We start from the raw sequence: 21,641 nt of genomic DNA, 5'->3' as shown, positions 1-21,641 counted from the left end.
GGACGCCACCAGCGCCTCCCACCGGGACGCCTCACCATGACGGCACTCCCCACAAACAGCATTTTTCACACCGACCTCGGGCCCGCCGATGCGCCAGTCCTTCTGCTGGTGCACGGTTGGGGCGGCGATGGAAGACAGTGGTCGCTACATGCTGAAGCACTCGCACAACGGTTCCGGGTCATCGTTCCCGACCTGAGAGGACACGGCCGTACGGCTGTTCCCGCAACTGGCAACACGCCGCTGGAGATGGCACACGACCTCGCCGCCCTGCTGCGCGAACTGCACGCCGGCCCTGCCGTCGCCGTCGGCCACTCCATGGGGGGACAGGTGGTCAACCTGCTGGCCGTCCTCCACCCTCTGAGTGTGCGATCAGTGATCACACTCGATCCCGCGCACGGCGCACCCGAGACAGACCTGGACGACATCCACACCAGCCTGGCTGCCTACCGCAGCCAGGGAGCACCGGCAGCGGCAGCCTTCGTCGAGCGGGCCTTCGGCCCTCAAGCGCCGCCAGGGCTGCGAACCGCGCACGTGCGCACCATGCTCGGCACCCCCGGCCACGTCATCGCTCAAGCCTACGCAGGGATGTACCTCGACGACGGGGCCGTGGGCTTGCGGCCCCGGGCGCAGGAGTACCTCCGGCTGCGCAGCTGCCCCGCGCTCACGGTGTGGACCGCACAGCGCTTCGCCGATTGGGAACGCACGACCCTCCATGCGCCGAAGTCCCGCGTGGAGCACTGGCCGGACACCGGTCACTACCTGCACGAAGAACAACCGGACCGCGCGGTCCGACTCATCGAGGATTGGGCAGCCAGCGCATGACCATCTCCCTGCACGCCGACGCTCATGCAACCGGCACCGAACTGACCCACTTCTGGTCGGCCTGTGTCGGCGCCGGCCGAGCCGCTGAAGGCCTTCGCGCAGGCTGGCAGGAACACCTGCGGCTGGTCCGCGACGCGGCCGGGTTCCGGTACGTTCGCTTCCACGGACTCTTTCACGACGACATGTTCGTCTACCGCAAGGGCGCCGACGGGCAGCCGATCCTCAACTTCCAGTATGTTGACGACGTCTTCGACCGGATGCTGCAGGCGGGGGTACGGCCTTTCGTCGAACTCGGATTCTCGCCGGGGGACCTGGCGCGCGAGAAAGCCACGACCTTCTGGTGGGGGGCCCACGGTTCCCCGCCCACGGACCTGGGCCAGTGGGCCGAACTGATCACGGCCATCGCCGAGCACTGGGTCCACCGCTACGGCCTGGACGAAGTGCGCTCCTGGTACTTCGAGGTGTGGAACGAACCCAACCTCAATCCTTTCTTCCGGGGCGCGCGCAGCGAGTACTTCGACCTTTACGCCGTCAGCGTCACGGCTCTGAAGGCAATCGATGCGCAACTGCGGGTCGGAGGGCCGGCCACGAGCAACTTCGTACCTGACGGGCGGTTCGCCGGCGAACACGAGGACACCTCGCAGCACGCCGTGGTGGCCGAAGCCAAAGACCTGGACAGTCTGGACTGGCAGCCCGTATGGGTGGCCGACTTCCTCGAGTTCTGCCACAGCCGGAGCCTGCCCGTGGACTTCGTGTCCTGCCATCCCTACCCGACCGACTGGGCGCTCGACGGACACGGCAACACTCAGCAGCACACCCGTGCCAGCGATGCCACCACCCGCGATCTGCGCACCCTGCGCGCTCTGGTCGACGCGAGCCCCTACCCGGATGCGGAGATCCACCTCACCGAGTGGAATTCCAGCCCCTCACCCCGCGACCACACCCACGACCATCTGCAGGCCGCGACCTTCGTGGTGAAGGCCAACCTGGAGTCCATCGGGCTCACCGAATCCCTTTGCTACTGGGCCTTTACCGACGTGTTCGAGGAAGGCGGAGCCGGAGACACCGTCTTTCACGGCGGTTTCGGAATGATCACCTACCAGGGCGTACCCAAACCCTCCTTCCACGCGTACCGGATGCTGAATCAGCTCGGAGACGAGCTGCTCATCCAGACCGAGGGCGCCGCGGTGACCCGGCACCGAGCAAGCGGCAGTCTGTCCGCGCTCGCCTACCACTATCCGGCCGAGGTCACCCAGGCTCCACCGGGATCCTTCGACGGACGCTCCGTGGCGCAGGACGTTCTCGCCACAGGCTCGCCACGCCGTCTGCGTATTGAACTCACCGGGCTGTCCCCCCGGTCCTCGGTCACGATCGAGACCCTGGACGCGGAACAGGGCAACGCGATCGCGGCCTGGCACGCGATGGGGGCTCCGGAACCGCCCACCCGGGAACAGACCGTGCTGCTGCGCAAGGCGGGCCACGCGGTGGGGCAACGTGTGCAACTCGCCGACGACGAGGGCCGGTTCCTGTTCGACGAGGAGATCCCGTCGTGGAGCGTCGTCCTCATCCGCCAGGACCGCGATACCCAGTGACACAGTGACGTGTGCTTCTCGGGTTGCGTTCGGCGGATGACCGGATCGCCCCTGAGGGGCACGCCGTCGGGCCGGTGAGCAGAACTCACCTGCACGAGCCGGGCCGGGGCACGACCACGGAACAAGAAGCAGGGATCCAGCAATGACGAGCCGCACAGGATTCACCAGCACCAGCCGAGCCACCCGATGGGACGAGGGACTCATGGTGGGCACCGGCACCACCGGAGCCGCACTCTTCATCCAGGACGAGCATCACGTCGTGACGCTTGCGCATGAACGCTTCTTCGCACCGGCCGGGCCCGTCATCCCGCCGCCCGATGTCGCGGCCGCGCTGCCCGGCCTGCGCGCGCTGCTGGTGGAGCCCGCGCCGTTGGACGAAGCAGGCACAGCGGCGACCGAAGCGAGGATGCGGGAGGCCTGGGCCCAGGTGGGCCACGACGGACGCATGCTGAACGCCGACCCCCTCCTGCCCGTGGGCTGGCTGCACCTCGTGCCCGACTCCAGCACACGCACGCGCAACTACCGGCGGACCGTCGACTGGTCCGCTGCTCGCGCCGCGGCGCAGTGGGACGACGAGCAGGGTCACCACGAGGTCGCCGTGCAGGCCCACCGGCAGGACGACCGCCTCACGGTCACCCTCACGTCCTCGCCCTCCTTCACCGGATCGATTCGGCTCGGCCCGCCCGAACTCTCGACGGACGCCACCTCGGGACCCGCCGCCGTCGACCGAAGCTCCCTGGTGAACTCCACGGCCGCCGTCGAAGGCTGCAGGCTGACCTTCGTCACCGAGTCCACCTTCTCCGCGAACGGACTGCCGCGCGCAGTCCTCGCCGTCACCGTCCACGCACACGACGGCACCGCGGCATCCACCGGCACCACCGTCCGTATCGAGGCCGCGACCCGCGTGACCCTCGACGTCGCCGTGGAGACCGAGCTCGGCCCCAACGCCCCTGTTCTTCCGGCCCGGCCGGCCAGCGACCACGCAGAGCTCTTCGCACGCTCCAGCCTCGACCTGAGATCGCACGACGCACGAACCGTCGAGGAGATCCGCTGCGACCCCGACAGCGGCCCCGCTCTCACCGAACTCGCCTACGCGGCCGGGCGCAGCACCGTCATCTCCTCCACGGGCGCGCTGCCGCCCACCCTCCAAGGAGTGTGGGCCGGATGCCTTGCCCCCGACTGGGGCTCCGACTTCACACTCAACGGGAATGTCCAAAACGGCAGCTGCGCCGCCATGTGGTCCACCGGCACCCCGGAACTCCTGCACGGCCTCTTCGACCTCATCGACGCCGTGCGGCCCCACCTGGAAACCAACGCCCACTGCCTGTTCGGCGCCCCGGGCGTGCTGATCCCCGCGCACATGACGACACACGGCTACGCCAACCACTTCAGCTCCAGCTATCCGCACCAGTTCTGGATCGGCGGCGCCGCCTGGATCCTCCGCTTCGCCTGGGACTACGCCGCCGCCAGCGGCGACCGCGACTTCCTGTTCCAGCGTGCCTGGCCACTGGCCCAGGACGTGATGGCGTTCTACGAACACGTCCTGCAGGCCGGAACGGACGGCCATCTGCACGCCACGCCGTCCTACTCCCCGGAGAACACGCCCGCCGGACAGATCTCTGCGATCACCGTCGATGCCACTTCGGAGATCATGATGATCGCCGATGCCGCCGACCTGGCCGCTCGCATCGCACAACTGGCCGGCGACCGGAACTCCGGCTCGCACTGGCTAGCATGGGCCAAGCTGCTGCCACCGCTGCGCATCGCACCGGACGGCCAACTCGCGGAGTGGATCGATCCGCGCTTCCCCGACAACGTCGCCCACCGGCACGCCTCCCACCTGTACGCCTTCTGGTACGGGCAGTGCGAGACCTTCTCCATAGACCTGAAGGACGCGGCGCGCGAAAGCGTCCGCGCCCGCCTGGAATGGAGAGCGAAAGACCCCACTGCCCCGCCCGGCCGCATGGAAATGGCCTTCGGACTGGTACAGCTCGGTCTGGCGGCAGCCGCTGTCGGCGACGCCGAGGCCGCACTGCAATGCGTCGAATGGCTCGCCCGGGACCACTTCCGCAACAACATGATGCCGACGCACGACGCGGGCACCCTGTTCAACACCGATGCCGCTGGGGGACTCCCCGCCTTGGTCGCCGCCCTGCTGGTCGGCGGCGACGAATCCACACTCGTCCTGCTGCCGGCTCTGCCCGCCGTATGGCCCACCGGCCGGATCACAGGGCTGCGCGCCCGCGGTGGCGTCATCGTCGAGAGCCTGTCCTGGACGCCGAACACACTGGAAGTGGACGTCTGCGGCGTCCACGACAGCGCCTGGTCCCGCCCGAACTCCGACCTGGCCATCCGCCTGCCGTGGGCGGCCACCCGAGCCGAGCTCGACGGCCTGCCGCTCGATCACCACGACCTTCGCTTTACTCCTGTCCCGGGCCAAAAACAGAAATTCATGTTCCACCACTAAGAACACCGAGAAACAAATCGCGCGCGGAAATATCCGATGCCCCGCGTGCAATTTAACCTGCCATAAAACAGTTCACCCACTCGCTCGGTTTCCGCTTCGAATATTTTCGGACGCCGAGATGTGAAACTTTCAGCCCCGGTCAAAGGTGTTCCCCTGGTTGCCTGAAGCGTCTTAACTTCCTATGAAAAGAGCGTGCTGACGGATCGGGGCCTGCCCTGATCCACGCTGAAGGAGGGGCGATGGCCCTAACCATCCGTAAACCACGAGTCGACGCGCGAGGTAATCCGCGCAGCGCTCCCGGGCTCGTTTTCAGAAGAGCTGTAGGCGTTCTCTGTGCGTTGTCTTGCGTCGTCACGTTCGCCCCGGCGGCGGCCGCGCTGCCCGGACGCGCAACCACCTCGGCCGGCCAGGCATCAGCCGGTCCCGAAGGCCGCCTCGATGAGGTCACCTTCGGAGACGAGTCCTCGGAGAAGGCGCACGCCTTCAGCGGCGCAGCGACGGAGGTCGTTGACGGCGCCGCGGGCGATGCGGCGCGCGTCGCCCAGCCCTCATCACCGGCCGGCGAGCACCTCGGGGACCTGACGTTCACAGTCGCCGTCGATCCCCAGCGTCAGAACTATCTGAGCCTGAGGTTCTGGGGCGAGGACGTCTCGTCCTACCGGACGGTGCTGTACGTCAACGGTGAGCAGGCCAACTACCGCAACGGCGGGGACTACGAGCCGGTCAACAACGGCACGGCCAAGGGGCTGGAAGGACGCTTCTTCTACTCCACCGCCATGCTGCCGCTGGCCTCCACGCAAGGCCACAAGAAGGTCGAGATCATCGTTCGCACCTTCCCCGGCAGCCTCACCGCCCTGGCAACAGAAAAGTCCCGCCGCTACTACCAGGCCGTCACACACACCAGCCCCAAGCTGACGCTGCCGCTCGAGGACAACACCGGGTACGACATCACGACGAAGTCCGCTCCCGCACTCTCCAAGGAGAAGGAGCAGGAAAAGATCGACAGCTTCCGCAAGACGCAGGTCGATCTCTTCAACTCGCTGTCCGCGAAGGCGGATGCGGACGCGAAGTCGGTCATGTCCATCGAGCGTTACAAGGACGACCTGCGCTTCTATGCCGAAACCCTGCTGACCGACTGGTCGCCCGCAAAGACAGCGGAGGAGAAGCGCGCAGCCCTAGAGTGCATATTCCAGACCATCGACAACCAGACCAAGAACTATTACGGGAACGTGAAGAGCCTGGGCAACGGTGGTCACCAGTCAGACTGGGGCGGCTACTACGGCGCCCTTGGTGAAGCCCTCTACGTCGTCGAAAACCTGATCGACGACAATGACGTCTACGGCCGGAAAAAGTTCCAGGAATTCCTCGACCAACCCTTCAGTACGGGCACCAAAGCAGGGGAGAACTCCCTGGCCGACGCCGACTGGAAAGGCGGAGAACTCACTCGCGGGGAAGCCTGGGAACGCGTACTCAAGGCCAATTTCGACTTCGCACGCTCTCGCCTCTCCTACATCTACAACCAGGTCATGTACACCTACGAAGGCGCATGGAAGGCCCACGAAGGCCTTCGCGTCATCGGGTCGGGCTTTTTTGAAGGCAAGGACCGCAGCCACGCCATCGCCGGTGAGTCCCTCGGCTCCAGGCCGTTTCTGGGCGAGGAGGTACTGCTCGGGCCCGACGGCAAAAAACTGAACCTGTACCACTCGCTCTTCCAGCACGACGGGAACGCCGTCTACACCGACGACTACCTGCAGATCGTGATGAAGGGCCTGGCCAAGAGCCAGCTCGACAACCGCGGCAACGTCGTGCGCCGCAAGCCCTACGGAGAGCACTACACCGGCATCACCGCCGCAGGCCTGACCCGTGAGAACGGCTACGTCGGCGGCTACGGCGAGTCCGCCAATTACCTTACCTCCTGGTTCTTCCGCACGCTCGACCACCGCGGTGACGAGGCACTGAACGACGAAATCCTCAAACTCGCCCTGCGCAACGTGCACGCCCGCGGGGAAACGCGCTACCAGGGAAGCGACACCGACGGCAACCGCGCCATGTTCATGGAACAGGTGGTGGACGACCGCAACAACGGCTATCCCGGCAAGATGTCCTACGCCGTCGACAACGGCACCGGACGAGGCCTCACCTACGCCTCGCTGGAGCAGTACATGGCCGACCACGAGAAGCGGTACGACGGCAAGGCGTGGCAACCGTACTGGAACTACGCGCGCCAAGCCGTCGGATACATCCAGCAGCAGCTCGTCGACAACCAGTACTTCCCCTACTTCGACACGGTGTTGGCCAACCACCGCTACGACCTGCGCCTGCCGGACAACTACGCCTACGTCACCCACGAACGAGGCTCATACAAGCGGTTCGGCAAGACACCGGCCGGCACAGTGCTGCCGCACACCGACCTCGACCGCTACACCGACGAGGAGCTCAAGCGTCTCGGCGTCGACCGCACCAAGCAGGACACCCGATTCGCCTGGGCCGACATCGACAACCTGCTGGTTTCGGTACGTGACGGCGACACCCACCTGCTCGCCAACCTCTTCGAACGCAACAAGGGATACCTGGGCAACGGACGGATCCACGCCCAGTACGGCACCTACGAACAGCTGGTCCAGGTACAGACACAGGGCGTGTTCGCCTCGCAGGACTACTTCCCCCGGGCCGCGTCCGCCGAAGACCCCATGGTCTTCGACCGGTACACCACGCCCGACCGCCCGCTGGCAATGGGAGGCGAGCTCCTTCCCGTCACGTACCAACCGGGTGTCGGAACCGTCGCCCGCGACAACTTCCTCTACGACACCCCCTACTCGGGCTACCCCGACCTGCTCACCAGCCGGTACGGGAAGTACCTGATGGCGGTGAACACCACCCGCAAGGCGTACGGCAACGAGCGCACCCACCAGGTGAAGCTGCCGGCCGGATTCTCCGGCCGCTCGGTGACCGACCTGGTGTCGGGCAAGAACCTTCCTGTCTCCGGCGGCCGCGTGAGCGTCCCGCCGTTCCGGGCCGTCGTCCTCAAGCTGGACAGCGAGACCGTCCGAGCCGACGTTCCCTCCGCGGTCAACGTGGCCGTTACCACTGCCGGTGCGCGGCACGTAGGCCTGAGCTGGTCTCCGGCAGCAGGGGCCTCCTCGTACACCGTCACCCGCGCCGATACGGCCAAAGGGCCCTACCGGACCGTGGCGAAGGGCGCGAAGAGCACCTCGTACGTCGACCGGGTCAGCCCGACGAAGGGCGAGGACGACTACTTCTACCGCGTCCTGCCCGTCAACGCCCAGGGCACCGGTCAGGCGTCCAACCCGGCGAAGGCCCATGCCACCCCGGCGGCGACGGCGGCGCTGCGCAAGACCGAGTGGCGCGACGACGCGATCGGCGGTGCCAAGGCGGGCACCTCGTCCGTGCGAGGCGACACCATCACCGTCCGGGACGCTCGCGGAGACGGCTTCGGCGGAGGCGACGACTCCGTCATGGTGGACCGCGACCACACCGACTCCTACACACAGATCAGCCAAGTGGCCAAGGGAGGAGTTGAGGTCTCCGCGAAACTCGCTCCCACCGGGGACGGCACCCTGCGTGGGGTGATACTGCGGGACTCCACCGACGCCAAAGCACGCTACGTATACCTGGGAGCCAACGCCAAGGGCGAACTGGAGCTGCGCCACCGCTCCCTCGACACCCGGGCCGACATCGGCACCGGAGTCCCCGGTAGCAACGCCGGCGGCGGCATCACCCGCAGTCCTTACACCCAGCAACTGGAGGGATACACCGCGAAGACCCATCCCTACGTCAAGCTCGTCAGGCTGCCGAAGTCGACGGACGTCCTAGCGATGATCTCGACCGACGGCAAGCACTGGCAGCGAGCGGGCAAGGCATCTGTGCCCATGATCGACGTCGTGCATGTCGGCGTCGCAGCCGACTCGGCGGCAACGTTCGGCGAGGTCACCATTCGGCCGTTCTCCGACGACGCCGTGATCGCCAGTGGGACGTTCGGCGGCCAGACAGGCACACTGACGTGGACCAAACCGAAGGCGGCCATTGCCTTCGACGTCTACCGCACTCCGGACGTCGCACGGTCCGTCACTGACCCCCGCAGGGAAGACGGCTGGCAGAAGGTGCTGTCCGATCGGTACGCGCTCACCCTCAAGGACAACCTGTACGGCGGACGCATGTACTACAAGGTTGTCGCGCGAACAGTGGAAGGCACCACTTCCGTCTCTGCGGAACCCGCCGTGATCACGGCGGATTCCCTGGCCACCGTGCTCCAGCAGACCGAGGCGCTGGTCGAGGAGGACTACACCGCCGCCAGCTACGCCGCTTTCACCGCCGAAGTCGACTCCGTGCGCAAGGACAGCGGCGAGCCCGGTGCGGATGAGTCCGCTCTGATCAAGCGCGTGTACGAGGCGTACGAGCTGTTGCGCAAGGTCTACCGGGACAGCTTCGAGACGTCCGATCCCGACGTGTGGCAGAAGGCGGGTTCCGGACCGTACGAGGTCGCGATCGACCCGCAGACCGGGCGCACCGGAAACCGGTCGCTGTACTTCGCCAGCACCGACACCAGCCAGAACGGCTTCTACAACCTGTCCTTCAACAGCCGAGGCAAGGGCACGTCGCCGATCTCGACGAAGCCGGGCACCTTGTACAAGGTGTCCTTCTGGTACCAGCTGAAGGACTACGGTCCCGGTCCCGGTCTGGGCGCGTACTACTTCATCTCCTCGCGTAACGCTGGCAACCAGGTGGGCACGGAACAACGCAACTGGCTGCCCAAGGGCAACACTCCCTCGGGGACCTGGAAGCTGTTCGAGCGCGTCTACCGAACGGAGGCCGGCTCGGTGGACAACGTCGCGATCGACTTCGGACTGCGCGGATCGTACGGCCAGTTCCGGGTCGATGACCTGCGGGTGGAGCCCGTCGGCTGACTGGTGCTCCTCCCGCGCCGCAGTCCCGGACCGTCCTTGGTCCGGGACTGCGGCGCGCTGGCGCTCCGTCGTCGTACGACAGCCAGTGCCAGCTCCAGCCGAGTCGGGGTTTTCGAGGCCCTGCGCCTCCCCATAGAGCGGGTCGCGTTCCCCCTGCTGTAAACACGCGACGATCCTGGACGACGGTGATGCCCGGCGCCCCCTCGCATCCCCCCCCGGTCCCGTACCCCTGGCCGGTTGGGCCCGGGCTCTGAAACTTTCAGCGAGCCGGCAAGCTTTCGCAGAGCGATCGGCCGTGACTAGGCTCGGCGTTCCCGCCTCCTGAGCCATTCGGGGGCGGCGGAAGTGAGTCGTACACCGTGGTCGCTGTCGTACTTGATCCCCGCCGAAAGATTCGGCCCTGTCAGCCCGCTCGTCTTCGGCAGCTTTGCGGAGAACCTGCACCGCTGCGTGTACGGAGGCGTATACGACCCGGACTCGCCGATGGCCGACGCCTCAGGTTTTCGCACGGACGTGATCGCCGCGGCCCGCGCGACGGGCGTGACCAACGTCTGCTTCCCCGGTGGCTGTTACGCGGCCTACCACCACTGGAAGGACGGGATCGGCCCGACGAGCGAGCGGCCGTCGACCCGGTACCGAGCCGACGGCGCCTGGCCCGCGGCGAACGACTTCGGCACCGACGAGTTCATGACCTGGGGCGGGGAAGTGGGAGCCGAGCCGTACCTGTGCGTGAACATGGGCACCGGCACACCCGAGGAGGCCCGCGACTGGGTCGAGTACTGTAACGGCGAACCCGGCAGCCGCTGGGCGGATGAGCGGGTCAGGAACAGACACCCAGAGCCGTACGGCGTGCGCTACTGGGCGCTCGGCAACGAGATCAGCGGCGAGTGGGAGATGGGGTACACCGCCACCCCGAGGAGTACGTCCGGCGCGCCCGCGACTTCGCCACGGCGATGAAGGCCGCAGATCCCACCATTCAACTGGTGTTGTCCGGCGCACACTTCCCCGTCGGCTTTCCTCAGCCGAACTGGAACCGCGAGGTCCTGTACCCGCTGTAAGAGCACGCCGACTTCATCTCCATGCACCACTACATCGGCCATGATTACGCGGACGACATCCGCGAACGGTATGCGGAGATGGGTGTCGCCGCGGTGTTCGAGCATCTCACCGAGTACATGCGGCTGCTGGAGGATGCCGTGGATGTCGTCCGCCAGGACATCCGCCTCGTCAACCACGACAAGGGCACCCCTGGTAAGCCGATCGGCATCGCGCTGGACGAGTACAACCCCTGGTACAAGACGGGTGACGATCCGCAGTGCGACGACGGCCTCACCGAGGAGTACCACCTCGCGGACTCGCTGTTGGTGGCCGCGTACTTTGGCATCTTCCTGCGCAACGCCGATGTGCTGACCCTCGCCAACATGACGCAGTTGGTCAACGCCCTGCCCGCGGTGGTCTGCGAGAGCGATGGCAAGGGCTTCTACCGGCAGGGGATCAGTTACGTACAAGAGCTCTTCGCCGTGAGCCGTGGGCACACCGCGATCGATGTCTGGGCCGACTCCCCTGTCCGGGAGGGGAGTTACTACCCGAGCGTTCCCCTGCTAGACGTCAGCGCCAGTCATGACGAAGCCAGCGGCGAGGTGTTGTTGTACGCGGTGAACCGCGACGCCGAGCGTCCTCTTTCCCTCGAAGTGGCGTGCCCCGCGGGCCCTCTCGCGCCGCATGAGGTGGCTATGTTCGGTGGGGGACCGCTGGACGCCGCGAACACCTTCGCCGAGCCGGAGCGCATCACGATCCGCCACCGTCCTGCCGACACTGGCACACCGCTGGTGGTGCCGCCAGCGACAGTGATCAGGGTGCGCCTGCGTCCGGCAACGGCAGTTTGGCGGAAGGTGACCTCGTCGGTGCCGGTGCGGGCCTGGACTGTCTTACCGGTGGCCAGGGGGGGCACGGAGTAGGGTATAGGCGCGAATGCAGTGGTCGAGGCTGATGCGGGTGGCGAAGCGCTACCCGCGAGGCGGATCGACGGGATGCAGGGCGAGCGGCTGGGACGGGTCGGCCTCCCACCGGTCGGTCGGGCGGGCGCCCAGCCTGCGGTGCTGCGCCGGTTGGCGATGTTCAGCCGGGCGATTAGCCGGGTGGTGACGTCGTCCGGTCCGGTGAGGGCGCGGCCAGGCAGGAATGACGTTTCCAGATGGCCGTCTGCCCTCTCCACCAGGTCAGCAGCTTCCAGGGGCCGTCGATCAGGTCGCCGGTGGTGCGGGTGGGCAGTAGCGGCGCCGCGATGGTCCGCGAGCAGCCCGAGGATGGGCGAACGTCCGCTCTGCCCGTAGCCCAGCCGGGACGTCGACCGGCGGGAACCACAGGCCGCACTGGGCCGGCTCGCCGGGTTGATGTGTCGTGCGCGAGACCGGATCGACCGGAGGACAGGCCGGACGCAACGTCGGAGAGACCGAAGTATGCGTGACGGCCTTGGCGCCATGGACGTGAACGTCGCGTTTTGCGTCCTTCTGGACGCCGCAGGCCCAGGCGGCTCCCGAGCGAGCCGGAAGACGCCTGGACCTGTTCACCGAACAGTTTCACCGCCCGGGCTCGGTGGAGCGACGGCAACGGCCCGGCCCCCCGGCGCGATGGACCGTGCCGCCCTAACCCCCCGACCTCAGGCCAGGCGTGCTGAAATCTCAGAGCAAGTACAGGACAACGGTGGACAGCGCAGGAACCTGCAGTCCGGTAGCGGGGGTGACGATTTGGCCGGTGGCCAGATTTCTTGACCTTCCCCAGCCGCGTGTGTCGAGGCTGTAGCTGGTACTGGGGGAGGCGTTCATGCCGATGAGATAGCGGCCGTACGCGCACCGGTAGAAAGACGCCCTCCCGGCCCACGGCGTCTCCTTGCCGACAGCGCCGCCTGTTATCCCGGCCGGGGGACGGGCGAGGGGCTGCCGGTGGCCGGCCCAGGCCTGGTGCAGGACAGGCCCGCCGGGCACGGGGGCGCCGGCCCAGTGGGGCTGGGCGATGAGATCCGGCTCGACGTAGACCTCACCGGTGCCCGCGTACTGCGCCTGCATGGCCACTGTGGCCGAGTGCTCGGTGGCGCGGGTGACACGGTGGACGCGAGCCAAGTTGTTGACGCCGTAGCGGGCCCGCCAGTACAGGGAGGCGTAGAGGAACTCCTCGCCGTTCTTGAGAGCCAGGACTCCGTCGTCCTCGTCCGCCCAGAGGAAGTCCGGCGCGTTCCAGGAGCCGGGCAGCACCGTCGAACTGGCCGACAGGGTGCGGAAGGTGTCGTAGTCGCGGCGGACCCGGGCTGCTGTCAGCCCGTAACGGGGTGCACGCTGGGTGGCGAACATGTCCAGGTTCGGGAAGAGCTGGTTGTCGCGGACCATCTGCTGCGCGTATCCGGTCAGAGCAGGGTCTTGGAGGACGGCTGCTGCCTGGAGCGCGTGTCCGTCGGCGGCGTTGCGCTGTGCGTAGACCACCTCGCCGGGGTAGGTGGAGTCGCGCCAGCCCACGACGGTCTCCATGCGCATGGCCCGGTAGCCGTCGGTGTCGACGGCCTGGTAGCGAAAGACGGAGCGTGCTTTGACGATGGTGACGACGCGTGCCCGCAATGCCTCGTCGGTGATGCCGTTCCAGCCGTGCACCGCGTCGTACAGGCGGATGAGTCCGTCGATCACTTCGCCGTACAGGCCGACGTACCCGAGCTCCCGGGTCAGACCCTTCTTGGTGACGAGGTAGTAGGACGTGCCGAGAGGCCAGGAAGGTGTTCCGATTGCGTTCTCCGAGCCCTCGAACGGGACCAGGCCGACGGCCTGGCGGACGTAGTGGCGGGCCTTGGTCTCGCTCAGGGCCTGGCCTGGTGCGATGAGTGACAGGCCTCGGTTGCAGCTGTAGATGCCGGTGGCGGCGCCGATGTACTGGTTGGTGTAGGTGGGCAGGTGCTGGCGCCAGTAGTCGCGGGAGGCGACAAGCATGTTCGTGTAGGCCGTGCGCCGGGTGATGGTCGTGGTGGCGCCGGTCACGTTCTTGGCCAGCGCGCCATCGAGGTGGCCATTGAGGGCCGTCATCACCAGGCCGATCCGGCCGAAGCCTTCCCACTGCTGGTCGGAGCCGGTCATCTGCGCCGGGTCGGTGAGCCACTTGTTGTAGATGACGTCGATGAAGAAGCAGATGCGCTCCAGAGCAGTCTCGCTGTGGTAACAAGGGCTGAAGGGGAGGTCGTATCCGGCGGCGAGGGACAGCACCCCCCACAGGTTGAGGCTGGTGTTGTCCAGCCAGTCGGTGTGTTCGGCGGCGACTGCACGGTCGATTTCGTCCAGGATCCCGGAGGCGTCTTCGGGTCGTGCGCGGTCTACGGGGGCTGAGCCGGTGACATCCCCGCTGGCGAGGGTGAGCACGGGATCGGTGTGGGTGTAGATCCTGTACACCCCGCGTGAGGGGGCGGTCAGGTTCTTGTAGAAGTCGGCGGTCGTCGTGCCGTAGGGATTGACCTGCCCCATGGAGCGGATTTCCAGCCGCACGGAGGTCTTGCCTTGCGTCGACGATGGTGGCAGGGGCAGGGTGTGGAAGAAGAACCGTCCTGGCAGCCGCTTCTCGTCCCCGGCGACGTCGAGGGGGTCGACGGCTCCCAGGTGGTGGTGGCCGACCTGCTTGCCGTCACAGAACAGTTGGAGCCTGCCCAGTGTTGAACCGGCCTCCTCGCCCCACAGTTTGAGAGTGACGTAGGTGGTCACAGCGGGGTCGACAGCCATCGCGAATGAGGCGCTGCCGCCCCAGGCGCCGGCCGGTTCGGTGGGCAGAAAGCGTCGTGCGCGCTGGCCGAGCCCGCCGGCCGTCACGGTCTCCGACCTTGTGGACGTGAGTGCGTGGGCGCTCTCGGATGCGGTGTCGCCGAAGACGAGGGTGTCCCGTGCGGGGCTCTGGGCCGCCAGCGGCCGGGTCTTTTGCGGGGTCGCTCGTGCTGTGCCGGAGTGGAGATAGCCGGTTGCTACTGCGGCTGCCGCGGAACTCAGGATGGTTCTGCGGCGCATGTTCTCTGCCATGTCAGCGTCCCTTCTGATGGCAGGAAGTGGGGGAGGGTGTGGCCGGGCGGGACCGGACAAGGACCCGGTGTCTGTCAGCCCTGGCCCGGCCCGTTCGGAGCGAAGATGCTCCGGGGGTGCTGGGTTGGTCGCCGGACGCGGCAATGCCAGCGGACCTCAGCGGTGGATGGTTCGGGTCAGTCCCTCTTGATCAGAGCGGCGAGGGCGGTGAGGAGATCCGCGGCTGCCCTGTCCACTTGGGCCTGGGTGCCGTCAGAGGTGGCACGCGCGTCATCGGCGGCCTGGATGACGGTCGCCCAGGTGACGGCGGTGTAGTCGGCTTCGTTCAGTGCCGTCACTTCCGCGAGGAGCGTCTCCACCATGGAGTGGTCCACCCAGTAGCGATACAACTCCAGTTCGGCGATGTTGGAGCTGGAGCCCATCGGCCCCAGGTAGCGGATGTAGCGGAACGAGGTCCGGCTCTCGGAGGCGAAGGTGTACCAGGTCGGGGCCGCCGTGGCGTCGACCCCGCCGAGCCGGGCGATCTGTGTCCAATCGGTGAGGTTGTTGGAGCCCTGGACGATCGCTCCGTTCACCTTGGCCGGGTTGTCGCCCTTGGCCCGCGGGTAGGCCCGCACCTGGCCGACGCTCACGGGCTTGTCGGCGAAGTCGGCGCGGAACCAGGTGTCGTTGCGGGTCACCAGGTCCACGGCTGAATCGATGTCGCCGTCGAAGGCGAAGGTGCCCGCGATCTCAGGCGGGTTGGCATTGGCCCAGGACGGGTGCGAGGCCAGCACGGTTGCCGTCGCCAGGACATCGATCTTGTTCTGCCGGGCAGAGACCAGAGCATCCACAGCCGCATAGATCCGCAACGTCAGCGCAGGGCGGTCCACGTCCGGCTCGGCCAGCAAGGACTTGATTGCGTTGAGCTCCCTGCCGAGCCGGTAGAAGCTGCCCCGCGTCCAGTCGGCGGCGGTGAGCGCTCTGGCCCGGTCATAGGCCTTTTGCGGGTTCTCTACGAGGGCGAGCGCGGGCTCGTCCGTTGAGATGGTCATACCGTCCACGCAGTGACCAACGATCTTGTAGTAGGCCTTCGCTGCCCGGAGTCTGGTGTCTGTGTACCAGGGAGCAAGCACATCGGTGGCGAGCTGTTGCCAGTTGTCCTCGCCGTTTGGGCTGCGGTGAATGGTGAAGGAGGACACCGAACGCGGTTTGTTCCACGCCAGGTCGACCGTGTCCTCCCGGACGTGGGCTGAGGGACGCAACGCGGCCTGCGTAGTGACGGTCACCCTCACGCCGCTGAAGACCGCCTCGGCGTCCGCCGCGACCCCGCCGGCAAAGGTGGGGGGAAAGGCGTGGAAGACGGCGCCGGCATGAATCCAGAAGGCGCCGTTGCGGGAGGCGTAGGCGTCGATGCGGTGCGCTTCGCCGTCGCTGACCACCTTGAGGTAGGGATAGTCCAGTGCAGTCAGCTCGGGGATGGTCGCGTTCACCGGGCTGCGCTGCTCGTCCTGGAAGTCGTGCCGGTCGTCCCGGTTGCGGTGACGGAAGATCAGGGTTCCGGTCTGGTCCGGACCGAAGTAGACATACCGGCTTGAGGCGTTGAGGTCGTCGCGCAGTAGCAGTCCGCCCAGGGTGCCCGATGACTGCTCCACCTGTGCCTGCAGCGTGGCGGTGCCGGTGAGAGGGCGGCTGACGAAGTGGAGCGAGTCGCGGATCTCGGAGGCCAGGAGCAGGTAGTCGTCTCCCGCGCCAAAACCGGCGCCGTTGCTTCCGGTGATGCTGATTTTCCTGCCCGGGCGGACAGTGGCTGTGCCCCGGTCTGCTGTGCCGATACGGTCGTCACGCCAGCCCGATCCCTGCAGACGCGGGGAGGCTGGTGAGCGGTAGGCGGCTTCGGCCCGGAAAGAGGCGGCGCCATGATCGGCAGCGGCCTTGTAGTAGTACGTCCTGCCGGGGACTGCACCCTTGTCATGAAAGGTGATGCCCTTGATACGGGAAGCGATCCGTTGGTAAGGGCCTTCTTCCCTGCTCGCGCGGAAGACGTCGTACGAGGCGGCGCCGGCTGCGGGTTTCCACCCGAGTTCTACGCCGTGCGCGCCGGGCAGCGCGGTGAGGAAGTCCACCCCGGAGGCTGTCGGTACGGTGGCCGCCTGCGCGGGGTCCAGACGCAATACGACGGCCGACGTCGGCTGCAGGCTGATCTTGCCGCCTCGTACCGCCAGCCGCTTCCCGGAGACCAGATCCAGCACGGTACCGGGTGCACCCGGCACGGTGATCTTGTGGATGCGCTCGTTGCCGTATGCCTTGCGGGTGGAGTTGATGGCGAACAGGTAGTGGCCGTAGCGGGCGGTGAGCAGGTCGGGGTAGCCACAGTAGGCGTGGTCGTTGTCTCCGCTGGGACGGATGACAGGCACGGCGGGCTGGCGGGTCATGGGCAGGGGTTCGCCTCGCAGCGCCGCAGGCAACGCGTCCTTGGTGAGGGCGTCTTCCGCGAACTCGAGGTCGATGTTGTCGTGCCGCAGGAAGTAGTCGTCCGTGCGGTACATGCCCTCCGTCTTGATCTGCACGATGTTCTCGTGATCCCGGTGCAGGACGTGCAGTTTGCCGCTGCCGGAGTAGCCGCGGTTTCGGAAGTTGAGCGCGGCGAAGATCCGGGTGTCCGCGTCTCGCACCGATACCAGCATGGCGTCGATGTCCGCCCAGGCGAACTGCTCGTAGTCGGCCGGATCCACCTGCAGTGCGGCTATTTCGGCGTCGGTGTAGTAGGCGAAGTCGGTCTGAGGATGCACGGACTTGGCGCTGCCGCGCTCCCCGGTGACGTAGGTGTAGGTCTCGGCCAGCCGGTAGTCGGAGTTGTAGGAGGTGGGCAGGTTGTTGAAGAACTGGTGGTCGGTGAGCTGCTGCTGGACGAAGCCGACCGCCTGGCCCGCGTACGTCCAGTACGGTTCCCACTCCTTGCCCGCGTACCGCTTCTGGTTCTCCTTCATGCGCTGTTCCAGGGAGGCGAACAGCATGGCCACACCGTTCGACAGGCGGGTGGCGTAGCCGGGCAGGCCCGGATAGGTGGGGTTGCGCTCGTCCAGGACCATCTCCATGCGCATCAGCCGGTTGCCGCCGTCCACGCTGGTGTGCCGAGTGTAGGAGCGGGCGTGGATCGACTTCAGGCTGAGCTTGAGGATCTCGTCGTTGAGCGCTGCGTCGTCCTTGTGGTCGAGGGTCTTGTAGAAGTACTCGGGCAGGGCGTTGGCCGCTTCGCCGTAGGAGGCGACGTATCCGTTCTCCCGGGTCAGGCCGGCTGCGGTGAGTCCGGTGAAGGCGTGTGCGTACGGCAGCCGGCGCACCACTTCGCCCTGGGCGTCCAGCTTGCTCTTTGCCAGGCCCTTCATCACGATCTGCTGGTAGTCGTCGGTGTAGCGGGCCATGCCGTCGTGATACGACAGATCGTGGTAGAGGTCCAGGTCCTTGCCGTCGGGGCCGACGAGCACTTCCTCGCCCAGGAAGGGGATGCCGCCCAGGGCTTCGAGCAGAATGGCGTGGCTGCGCTTCTTGCCCTCGTAGTGCTGAGAGTCGATGATCCGCAGCCCCTCGTGGGCCTCCCAGGCGCCCTCGTACGTGTACATGATCTGGTTGTAGATGTAGGAGAGCCGGGAGCGGGCGAAGTCGAAGTTCGCCTTGAGGCAGCGCTCCCAGGCGTCACGGCGGCTGAGACCGCTGCCGTCGAGCGAGTGCTCCCCGTCCGTGGTGTCGATGGGGAAGCTTTCGTCGAGGAAGGCGTTGAAGGCCGCCTTGCCCATCAGCGTGTTGTCCAGGAGGAGGGTTTCGACGATGTAGAGAGCCTCGCCCAGTGCCCCGTAGAAGCCACCCCAGTCGCTTTGATGGCCGCCCTTGCCGATCAGCATCGTGTTGCCGTAGTAGTCCTTGACGTGCTGATCCACCGTCCACAGAATTCGCTTGAGTGCCTGCTTGCGTTGGGCGGTGTTCTGCGTGGGCGACCAGGACTGCAGCAGGGACATGGAGTAGAAGCGCAACTCGTCCTGGTAACGGACGATCGACAGTTTCTGACCCGCGTCGACCTTCGCGGCGTACTTGTCGTGCAGTTCCTGCTGTGTCTTGGTGTACGCGGTCAGTAGTTCCTGCTTACGGGCCTCACTCACATCGGTGGCCGTGGTGGTCGGCGGGGTGTAGTCGGCCTGTCGTTCGCTGGAGAGGTCGAGGGCGGCCGTGGTGTGCGTGTAGGCCTTGTAGTAGCCGCGTGAGTCGACCTTGACGGGGTTGGTGTAGCCGGAGTCGTAGGAGCGCAGCATGATCTCGACCCTGCTCTGACCTTGAGTGTGGGCCAGGGGGAGCAGAATGGTCGAGTAGTAGAAGCGGCCGGGCAACGGGGCCGCGGAGCCGTCGTCGACGACCGAGTAGTCGCCGTAGCGCCGATAGCCGATCTGCTCAGAGTTGATGTACGCGACGGTTTTCAGCGTGGAACTGTCCGAACCCCAGAACTTGACGGTCAGATAGTTCTGCCGGACAGGATCGACCTTCATGACGAACCGCAGGTCACCGCCATGGATCTGGGCCGGTGACAGGGGAGAGGCCACGCGTGCGGAGTCACCGAGAGCGCCGTCGGTGACCCTGCTGGCCTCCGATCGGAGGCTGTGGGCCTTCTCGGACGACGTGTCTCCGAAATCGAGGGTGTCGATGGCCGGGCCGCCGTCGGCCGTCCGACTGCCATCAGCGGCAGCGGGCGCGGCCGGCCACAGCAAACTATGGGAGGTGGCGACAGCGGCTACGGCCGCTGCGGACTGCAGGAGCGATCTGCGCCGGATGCCCTGTGTCATGTGTGGTGTCTCCTGAGCTGGCACTCGATACGGACAGACGGGACGCGCAGGACAGTCCGGAATCGGGCGTGCGAAATAAGGTGGGCCTGCCGAACGCTTCCTTCAGTCCCGGTGTTCACCACAGGCTCAGTAATCGATTGCCTGAAGTTAGGGCGCCAGACCAACGCTGGCAAGGGTGGCTGCAAGGCGTCGTAGAATGTGAAACTTTCAGTGGAGTCCAGATTCGGTGGACAGTACTGTGCAGCCGGGTTCTGACAGGGCGGGCCGGACGCTTGCAGGATGACCAAGTAGCGCATCAGCTTCTCGTAATCGATTACTGATTTGATGGTGGAGAAGCTGCTCTCACGCGGAAGCGCGGCCATCTTCGCGCGAGGCTGGAGGCAAACGGTCGCGCGACTGCTGCGGCGCGAACGGTCGAGTGGGAACGGCTTGATGAGCGGCCTCGCGCCTTCGTCCTCGTTGAGATCGCAGAACCTGCGGTGCGCCGTTTCGCCGTGTGCACGCCTCCTTGCGGCGTACTGCGGGTCAGGGGAGGTCTCGTCCGTGATGGCGTTGGGCGTACCGGGGTCTTCTTCCGCGACGTCCTCGGCGTCGGAACCTCCCTCTCGGCGGCGCAGCCCGCTTTGCGGGGTCGCCGACACGAGTGAGACGTCCTGGTCCCGATCTGCACCCAACGGGTGAAGCCCAGCGCGTCCGGCGGGAGTGTCCACCACATGATCTGCGGCTGCTTCCTCGCGAGACGGCCGATCGCATGCCTCGACCGGGGACAGGACTGCTGGCAGGCACCCGCGGTGGGCGGCGGCCACCTCCTGGACGCGCCGGGACAGGCCCTGCCGCAGCTGGAAGCGGTCGCTGACCTGGACAGCCTTCGGAGCACCATTCGCGATGCCCTGCCGGTAGGTCAGCGAGCCGTCCCGGCAGGCGACTTCGACACCGGGATGCGCACGCAGCCAGCGGCTGAGCTGTTCGGCACCCCTTCCTTCCCAGAGCGTCAGCGGCAGCTGGGTGGTCGCGTCGACCAGGAGAGCACCGTAGGTGTCGCCGTAGAGCGCGAAGTCGTCCACCCCCAGCACCCTGGGCGTGACCAGCGCAGGCAGGGGAATGCGCATCAGCTGGGAAAGCACGGTGCACCGCGAGAACTCAATGTTGAGGACGTGTAACATCCAGGCCCGCCCCGGCCGGCCAGCATGACACCGACTGCCTTGACCAGGTGCTGCAGCAGCGGCGTACGCCGCTGATAGCGCACCGTAGGCTCCGGCACCTGTTCAGCAAAGGTCACCTTCGGGCAGACCGCGTTCACGCAGTACAGATGGCACACGCTCACGTCGATCCGCACCGGACGGCCGCCGAGCGCGGTGTCAGCGAGATGCCGCACATAACGGCTGTGGCTCCACTCGCATCTCGTGCCGCACCCCGTACACCCCGCCAAGGTGCCGGATCTGGTCCGGGCCCGGACCACCACGCAAGTACCGGAGACATCGACCGTCTCCACCAGCACACCCGCCAAATGCGGTAACACAGAGGGCAGTTCAGCAGACCACAGCCAGCGACTGCCCGTTATGCGGCTCCGGTGACCGCCACACCGAGATGATCTCCGCCTACGAAAATCTTCTCAGAGCCACTTCAGGGAGTACGCGGACACCGACGTCCTTCGGACGGATCCGGCCGCGTTCGGCCTCGGCACCGACAATGTCGGCTTGCGCCAGGGCGACGCCGCCCTCGCACGGTCGATCCGGCCTCGGCTTCGCCCGAGTCGATGACGCCGTCGCCCTGGAAGCCGAGTACCTCACGTGCTCGGGCACCCGGCGCCCGATCTGAGTGCTGACTACCGGTCGGCGATCTCACTGCCTGGAGAGTGCAGCCCGCTCACACCGTGCCAAACCTGCCTTGTGGGCGGGTGGTGGCGAAAACCGTATGGCATCGATGCGATCAAACACCAATCACCGCAGTCGGCCGTTCCCCTGGCGGGGTGTGCCGTACTGGCT

Annotated in this window: 9 protein-coding genes; 6 read left to right on the top strand and 3 right to left on the bottom strand. The window is 66.6% G+C overall.

Going from position 1 to position 21,641, the window contains the following annotated elements:
* Positions 1-36: 36 nt before the first annotated feature.
* The 6 genes from KVT44_RS46875 to KVT44_RS46850 all read left to right on the top strand — a co-directional run bounded on the left by KVT44_RS46875 (position 37) and on the right by KVT44_RS46850 (position 11,764).
* A complete protein-coding gene (locus KVT44_RS46875) occupies positions 37-822 on the top strand; it encodes an alpha/beta fold hydrolase (protein WP_217574378.1) in 786 nt (261 codons plus the stop codon).
* Complete coding sequence (locus KVT44_RS46870) at positions 819-2,414, top strand: beta-xylosidase (protein ID WP_217574377.1); 1,596 nt, start codon at positions 819-821, stop codon at positions 2,412-2,414. The genes KVT44_RS46875 and KVT44_RS46870 overlap by 4 nt, the downstream gene beginning before the upstream one ends.
* A 142-nt stretch (positions 2,415-2,556) precedes the next feature.
* Positions 2,557-4,881: a glycoside hydrolase N-terminal domain-containing protein gene (locus KVT44_RS46865; protein WP_217574375.1), complete on the top strand. Its 2,325-nt coding sequence runs from the start codon at positions 2,557-2,559 to the stop codon at positions 4,879-4,881.
* A gap of 338 nt (positions 4,882-5,219) precedes the next feature.
* Positions 5,220-9,806: a fibronectin type III domain-containing protein gene (locus KVT44_RS46860; RefSeq protein ID WP_217574374.1), complete on the top strand. Its 4,587-nt coding sequence runs from the start codon at positions 5,220-5,222 to the stop codon at positions 9,804-9,806.
* A gap of 345 nt (positions 9,807-10,151) precedes the next feature.
* Positions 10,152-10,763, top strand: coding sequence for a hypothetical protein (locus KVT44_RS46855; RefSeq protein WP_217574373.1), 612 nt, complete (start codon positions 10,152-10,154; stop codon positions 10,761-10,763).
* Between the two features lie 122 nt (positions 10,764-10,885).
* Complete coding sequence (locus tag KVT44_RS46850) at positions 10,886-11,764, top strand: alpha-L-arabinofuranosidase C-terminal domain-containing protein (RefSeq protein ID WP_217574372.1); 879 nt, start codon at positions 10,886-10,888, stop codon at positions 11,762-11,764.
* 723 nt (positions 11,765-12,487) lie between these two features.
* Here KVT44_RS46850 and KVT44_RS46845 read toward each other — a convergent pair.
* The 3 genes from KVT44_RS46845 to KVT44_RS46835 all read right to left on the bottom strand — a co-directional run bounded on the left by KVT44_RS46845 (position 12,488) and on the right by KVT44_RS46835 (position 20,819).
* The gene (locus KVT44_RS46845) at positions 12,488-14,845 is read right to left on the bottom strand and encodes a hypothetical protein (RefSeq protein ID WP_217574371.1); all 2,358 of its coding nucleotides are present in this window, start codon (positions 14,843-14,845) and stop codon (positions 12,488-12,490) included.
* 176 nt (positions 14,846-15,021) lie between these two features.
* Positions 15,022-19,656, bottom strand: a complete 4,635-nt coding sequence (locus KVT44_RS46840) for a Tat pathway signal protein (RefSeq protein ID WP_217574370.1) — start codon at positions 19,654-19,656, stop codon at positions 15,022-15,024.
* On the bottom strand, positions 19,653-20,819 hold the full coding sequence (locus tag KVT44_RS46835; RefSeq protein ID WP_217574369.1) for a transposase: 1,167 nt from the start codon (positions 20,817-20,819) through the stop codon (positions 19,653-19,655). The genes KVT44_RS46840 and KVT44_RS46835 overlap by 4 nt, the downstream gene beginning before the upstream one ends.
* Between the last annotated feature and the right edge of the window lie 822 nt (positions 20,820-21,641).

Source organism: Streptomyces sp. GbtcB7 (assembly GCF_019091445.1).
In the GTDB taxonomy this organism is placed as follows: domain Bacteria; phylum Actinomycetota; class Actinomycetes; order Streptomycetales; family Streptomycetaceae; genus Streptomyces; species Streptomyces mirabilis.
The sequence above is the reverse complement of the archived record's forward strand: the minus strand, read 5'-3'. Positions and strand labels throughout refer to the sequence as shown.